Genomic DNA, 4,834 nt, shown 5'->3' with positions numbered 1-4,834 from the left:
GTTGATCCCGAAGTATAGATTACATAAGCGAGATGTTGAGGACTTACATCAGAAATCGGTAAAGCAGTACATTCCTTCTTAATCTCCACTTGATCTCGATCAAGGCAAATCGATTTGATATTCTCTGGTAACCATTTCGATCCTTTTAAACTCTCTTGCGTTACGACTAACTGAATGCTAGCATCCTCTAAAATGTACTGAAGTCGCTGTTCTGGATATGTTGGATCAAGTGGAACATAAGCCCCACCAACCTTTAAAATCCCTAAAATACCTACAATCATTTCAAGAGAACGTTCAACACAAAGTCCAACCAATGAATCAGGGCCTACTCCTTTTTTCTGTAGATAGTGAGCTAACTGATTCGAACGTTCATTAAGCTCCCTATAGGTAAGTCTCTCCTTTTCATACATAACTGCAATGGCATTGGGATGAATCGTCGCTTGCTGCACAAACAACTCATGGATGGTTGCTTGTGGTGGAAAGTCAAGCTTAGGATCGTTGAACTCTACTAAACTTTTTCTTTTATCTTCTTCCGAGATAATTTCGATCTCAGCAACCTTCTGCTTCGGATTTTTAAATGTGTTTTCCATTAATGCTAGCATTGTGTTACAAAAGCGAATTATCTCTTCTTTGGAAAATAGCTCTTCACGATAATCAACATGTACTTGTAAAGAGTCTATATCAGTCAAATTTTCGATATGTACTGCAAAATCTTGTACCTCTTCACGATTTGGAATCCAAAGAGAGTCACCACTTTCAGCACGATCTCTATAATCAATCGTAGTTCCAAAAAGTCGAACATTACTGTTATTCTCTTTATTAATCTGCTTTAATAACAAATCAAATGGATATTTCTGATGTCGTAATGATTTACTTTGTTTTCTGGACACTCGACCAATAAATGAGAGTACTTCTTCTTCAGGATCGATATCCATTCTTAGAGGAACTGTACTCACCATCATTCCAATTAATTCCCGCTCCATTTTAGTCATACGATTGCCATAAGCCATTCCTAGGGCAATATCAAGCGATGAGGTCCATCGATACATCGACAACGAAAGCGCAGCAACAAAAAGAGTATATACACTATATTTGTATTCTTCAGAAAATTCTTCTATCTCTTTCTTGAAATATTCAGATAATAAAAACGTCTCGCGTGATGCTCTCGTACTAACTTGGTAAGCATTACAGGGTTTCAATCCCGTCACGGATGGAAGTGTTTTGAATTCCTCTAACCAAAAGTTTTGATCCTTTTGAAAACGACTGCTGTTCAAGTATGTCTGTTCATTGACTAGAAACTGAACATATGAGTTCCTAGGTATGTTCACATCTGTCTCACTATGAAACTCATGATAATATTTAGCAATCTGACTAGTAAAAATTTGGATTGATAAACCATCCATGATAATGTGATGGACATTGCCAAAGACGGCACACTCATTATCGCTTAATTTTATTAAAGCGAAATAGTATAAATCAGAATCAAATAACGTAAACGTCTCTTGCGCCTTCTGCTCAATCCATTTTTCCAGCGAATCTGAATCTCTCTCGGAACTGAAATCAAAGAAGTCAAATTCTCGTTCTTGATGTTTAACAAAATATTGCTCAGGTTCCTGATGTCCATTTTCTTTCAGCCTGATACACAAACCATCGTTTTCACTAATAACACGATTCATGGCTCGATTTAATAATGAAAAATCCATTTTTCGATGGATCTTGAACAAGAATTTTAGATTACATATACCTCTACCTGAATAAATAACTTCTGTATACCATATTCTCCTCTGTGGATGACTTAAAAGATAACGCTCCTCATTGGACATATAGAAATCTCCCTTCAAAGATTAGTTACTTTTATGTGTTCGTTTTCATGTTTAACCCAAAAATATCTTTGTAATGAAACCCCAATTACTCCAATGATGATGAGACCAATACCCACATAAAGATAGAGTTGAATTACTCCAAAAAGATGAACCAGTGGTCCGCTCATAGCTGGAGAAATGATGAGGACTGCATTTGCTAAACTGCTTTGAATTCCAAACACTCTTCCGACCTGTTCTTGATGAGATTCTATTTGCAGAATGACTTGATTGGATACAAGCATAAGTCCACTGCCAATACCAGCGATAAAACTAATCAGATAGCCAAAAATAAGCGATGTACCGGGACTTGACAGACTTATCAGACTAATCCCACCAAAACCAATTCCCATTAAAACAATGCCTCCACATACTACCCAACCATATTGAAAATGTTTTATTTTTTGAGTTAAGAATGCACCAAGTATTCCCCCTATACCAATAATAGAAATGATATATCCCATTTTACTCTTATCATTTGGGAACAAACTCTTAAATAAAGTAGGGAACTGCGAGTCTACTAATTGTAATACTGCCATAGCTATTGTAAAGAAAATCATGGTTGATAATATCATCCGATTGGATAATACATAACTCCAGCCTTGTAACCAAGCAGTCCAAGTACTTTGCTGTTTCTTTTCTATATATTCTCTTGACAGAGATTCCTTAAACCTTATTGTGGGCAATAAAACCAAAGCAGCTAGTAAACAACATATTGCCCTTATTACAAGACAAAATTCTGGCTGAAACCAGCTCAGTAACATTCCCCCTATAAGCGGACCCACTATCTTGGTTCCTTGCTCAACTATACCGTTGATACTTACCGCTTTGGTAAGCAAATCAGGAGAAACAATTTGTCGTGTCAGTGTTTGCTGTGCAGGATAATAGAAAACGGTAAAAATGGATCGAATCATTAATGCTAACAAAAGCCAATGAATATTTTGGACAAATAAAAGAACAATTGTTAATAGACCAACCATAAGATTACTAAACATCATAATTGGAATTTTTCTAAAGCGATCAGCAATCACACCTGCCCATGAACTAAATAAAATTCCAGGAAGTGCATACGCAACCGGAATCAACCCAATCATGGTGGGGTCTACATCCCATTCAAAACCAACAATGGTCATAATGGCTAACATGTCAATAAATACTCCGAGCATAATCAATGAATACGCAGAGAAAACTTGTAAATAAATTGTATTTCCCCATAGACTTTTTGAGTCGGCAGTTTTCATAAAAACGATCTCCTTAAGTTTACTAAAACGGATGTTTTTGCGTACATGGGACCCCTTTATTGGATATAATTAATCACTCTAAATATTTTCATTTAAACTTTAATACAATTCAAACTTCAATTAATCATAAAGTTCATTATCTTTTTTCGCTCTACTAAATCAAATACATTTATCTCTTCATCTCTTGTTTTTTCAAGTTCTTTCATTTTCTGTTCTTGCTCTGAAATAATCTCCCTTACAAATAAACGAAAGCGAATTAGAAAATTTCTATTCATGTTGTCATTTCCTGAAACATTAAACAACGGGAATAGTTCATTAATCAATTCATGTTCATATAATTCTCTTTGATTTTCCTCTTCTACAAGATTCACCTTCACTCGATGAAAATAATGATTTAATAGTTTTGTAACTTTATTATTTACAGTAGTTTGAACATCCGATCCACATCTCCTTTTCAGAATTTTCTACACTTTACACCCCACATACTATCACACAAAATTTCCTCCTACTATCATCATAAAGTTGAAATAATCAAATTAGAAAATTCTGATAAAAAAAATACATCAATAGCCCCATTTTATTTACTATCATTATTAAAATAGCCTACTTATCAATAAGACTACTAGGCTATTTTGAAGTTATTTTTATATAATAATTGATAGATTTTTATTAAATAAAAAATTCAAATAAGTTTACACTATGCCCAACTTCTGTCATTTGAATCGATTTAAGTTCCCTCCTATTCACATTGTATTTTTGTTACTTGTTTACTTCTTTAGAATACTCAAATAATGTAAATACCGGATTAATCCAATGTTAAGCATTCATAAATATAAACAATATAATATTATGCCACCAAGATATTAATTTGAATATTCAGCAAAAATACCTAATATGTGGTAAAATCAACCAATCATCATACATACCCTCACCTTAAGAGATTTTAATACCCTTAAATACAAAAAGACGTCATCCTTTCTAATAACCTTGTTTAGAAAGAATAACGTCTTTGTACAATTGAGGGTAGTTGATATTCTTAAGTTGATGGGCATATGACGGTACCCCAAATGATTTCAAATTTCCATTATCTGCACAATTCGTCACTCCGCAATCTGGCCAAATACATAAAGAATGAGCACAATTCTCGCTACAGAATTGCGCCCTTTTCTTGAATAAACAAGAAGTCATATTCTTAAAGACTCTTTTACACATATTACACCTTTTCTTAAGTTGGTTTTTACATATAAATCATACATGAAATTACTAAAAATCCATGGGCTTTCATTTCTTATAAAGTTCATTGTGTTTACTAAAAATGAATGAAATATACATATTAATGAATTTACTTCTTAGAGTCATTCCTTCTCTACATGCGTATTAATTACTCGAATCATGTTGTACGAATATCTATTTGCTTCATTGTCTTTTGAATTTATCCCCAAAAAGGGTCCAAGAATAAAAACGCCAATTTCTGAATACCAAGTTCCGGTACCTTCTGTCCCTCCATCCTCAAGTAATTCTCCATTAGGTTTTATAACTCTCATTGATGTCGATCCAGATGCATCTAACATAATATTTTCATTTTCCTTAAAACCTAACTTTTCAACATGCAGCTTTAGCCTTTCAACTGTTACAAAAGATTTTGTAACCATTAAATAAGCATAGACAGTACCATTCTCCTCTCTATATGCTAGTACGGTTCTTCTGAGAGTATCCCACATCCATCAACTTAAG

Annotated in this window: 4 protein-coding genes; all 4 read right to left on the bottom strand. The window is 33.9% G+C overall.

Annotation, left to right across the window (positions count from 1 at the left end):
• The coding region (locus CN288_RS27495; RefSeq protein WP_141528029.1) for a condensation domain-containing protein at nucleotides 1-1,823 on the bottom strand (1,823 nt) is incomplete at its 3' end.
• Nucleotides 1,824-1,837: 14 nt separating this feature from the next.
• On the bottom strand, nucleotides 1,838-3,100 hold the full coding sequence (locus CN288_RS27490) for an MFS transporter (RefSeq protein ID WP_098303605.1): 1,263 nt from the start codon (nucleotides 3,098-3,100) through the stop codon (nucleotides 1,838-1,840).
• A 116-nt stretch (nucleotides 3,101-3,216) separates the two neighbouring features.
• A complete protein-coding gene (locus CN288_RS29230) occupies nucleotides 3,217-3,477 on the bottom strand; it encodes a hypothetical protein (protein ID WP_176527763.1) in 261 nt (86 codons plus the stop codon).
• Between the two features lie 978 nt (nucleotides 3,478-4,455).
• Nucleotides 4,456-4,752 (bottom strand): hypothetical protein, encoded by a 297-nt coding sequence (locus CN288_RS27480; RefSeq protein WP_176527764.1) that lies wholly within the window; start codon nucleotides 4,750-4,752, stop codon nucleotides 4,456-4,458.
• Nucleotides 4,753-4,834: the final 82 nt, after the last annotated feature.

Source organism: Bacillus sp. AFS023182 (genome assembly GCF_002560575.1).
Lineage (GTDB): Bacteria > Bacillota > Bacilli > Bacillales > Bacillaceae_G > Bacillus_A > Bacillus_A arachidis.
This window is presented reverse-complemented; position numbering and strand designations above follow the sequence as displayed.

Bases quoted from the DNA above. Each gene is read 5' to 3' on its own strand.
- CN288_RS27490 (WP_098303605.1), bottom strand. From the start codon at position 3,100: ATGAAAACTGCCGACTCAAAAAGTCTATGGGGAAATACAATTTATTTA.
- CN288_RS27480 (WP_176527764.1), bottom strand. From the start codon at position 4,752: ATGGTTACAAAATCTTTTGTAACAGTTGAAAGGCTAAAGCTGCATGTT.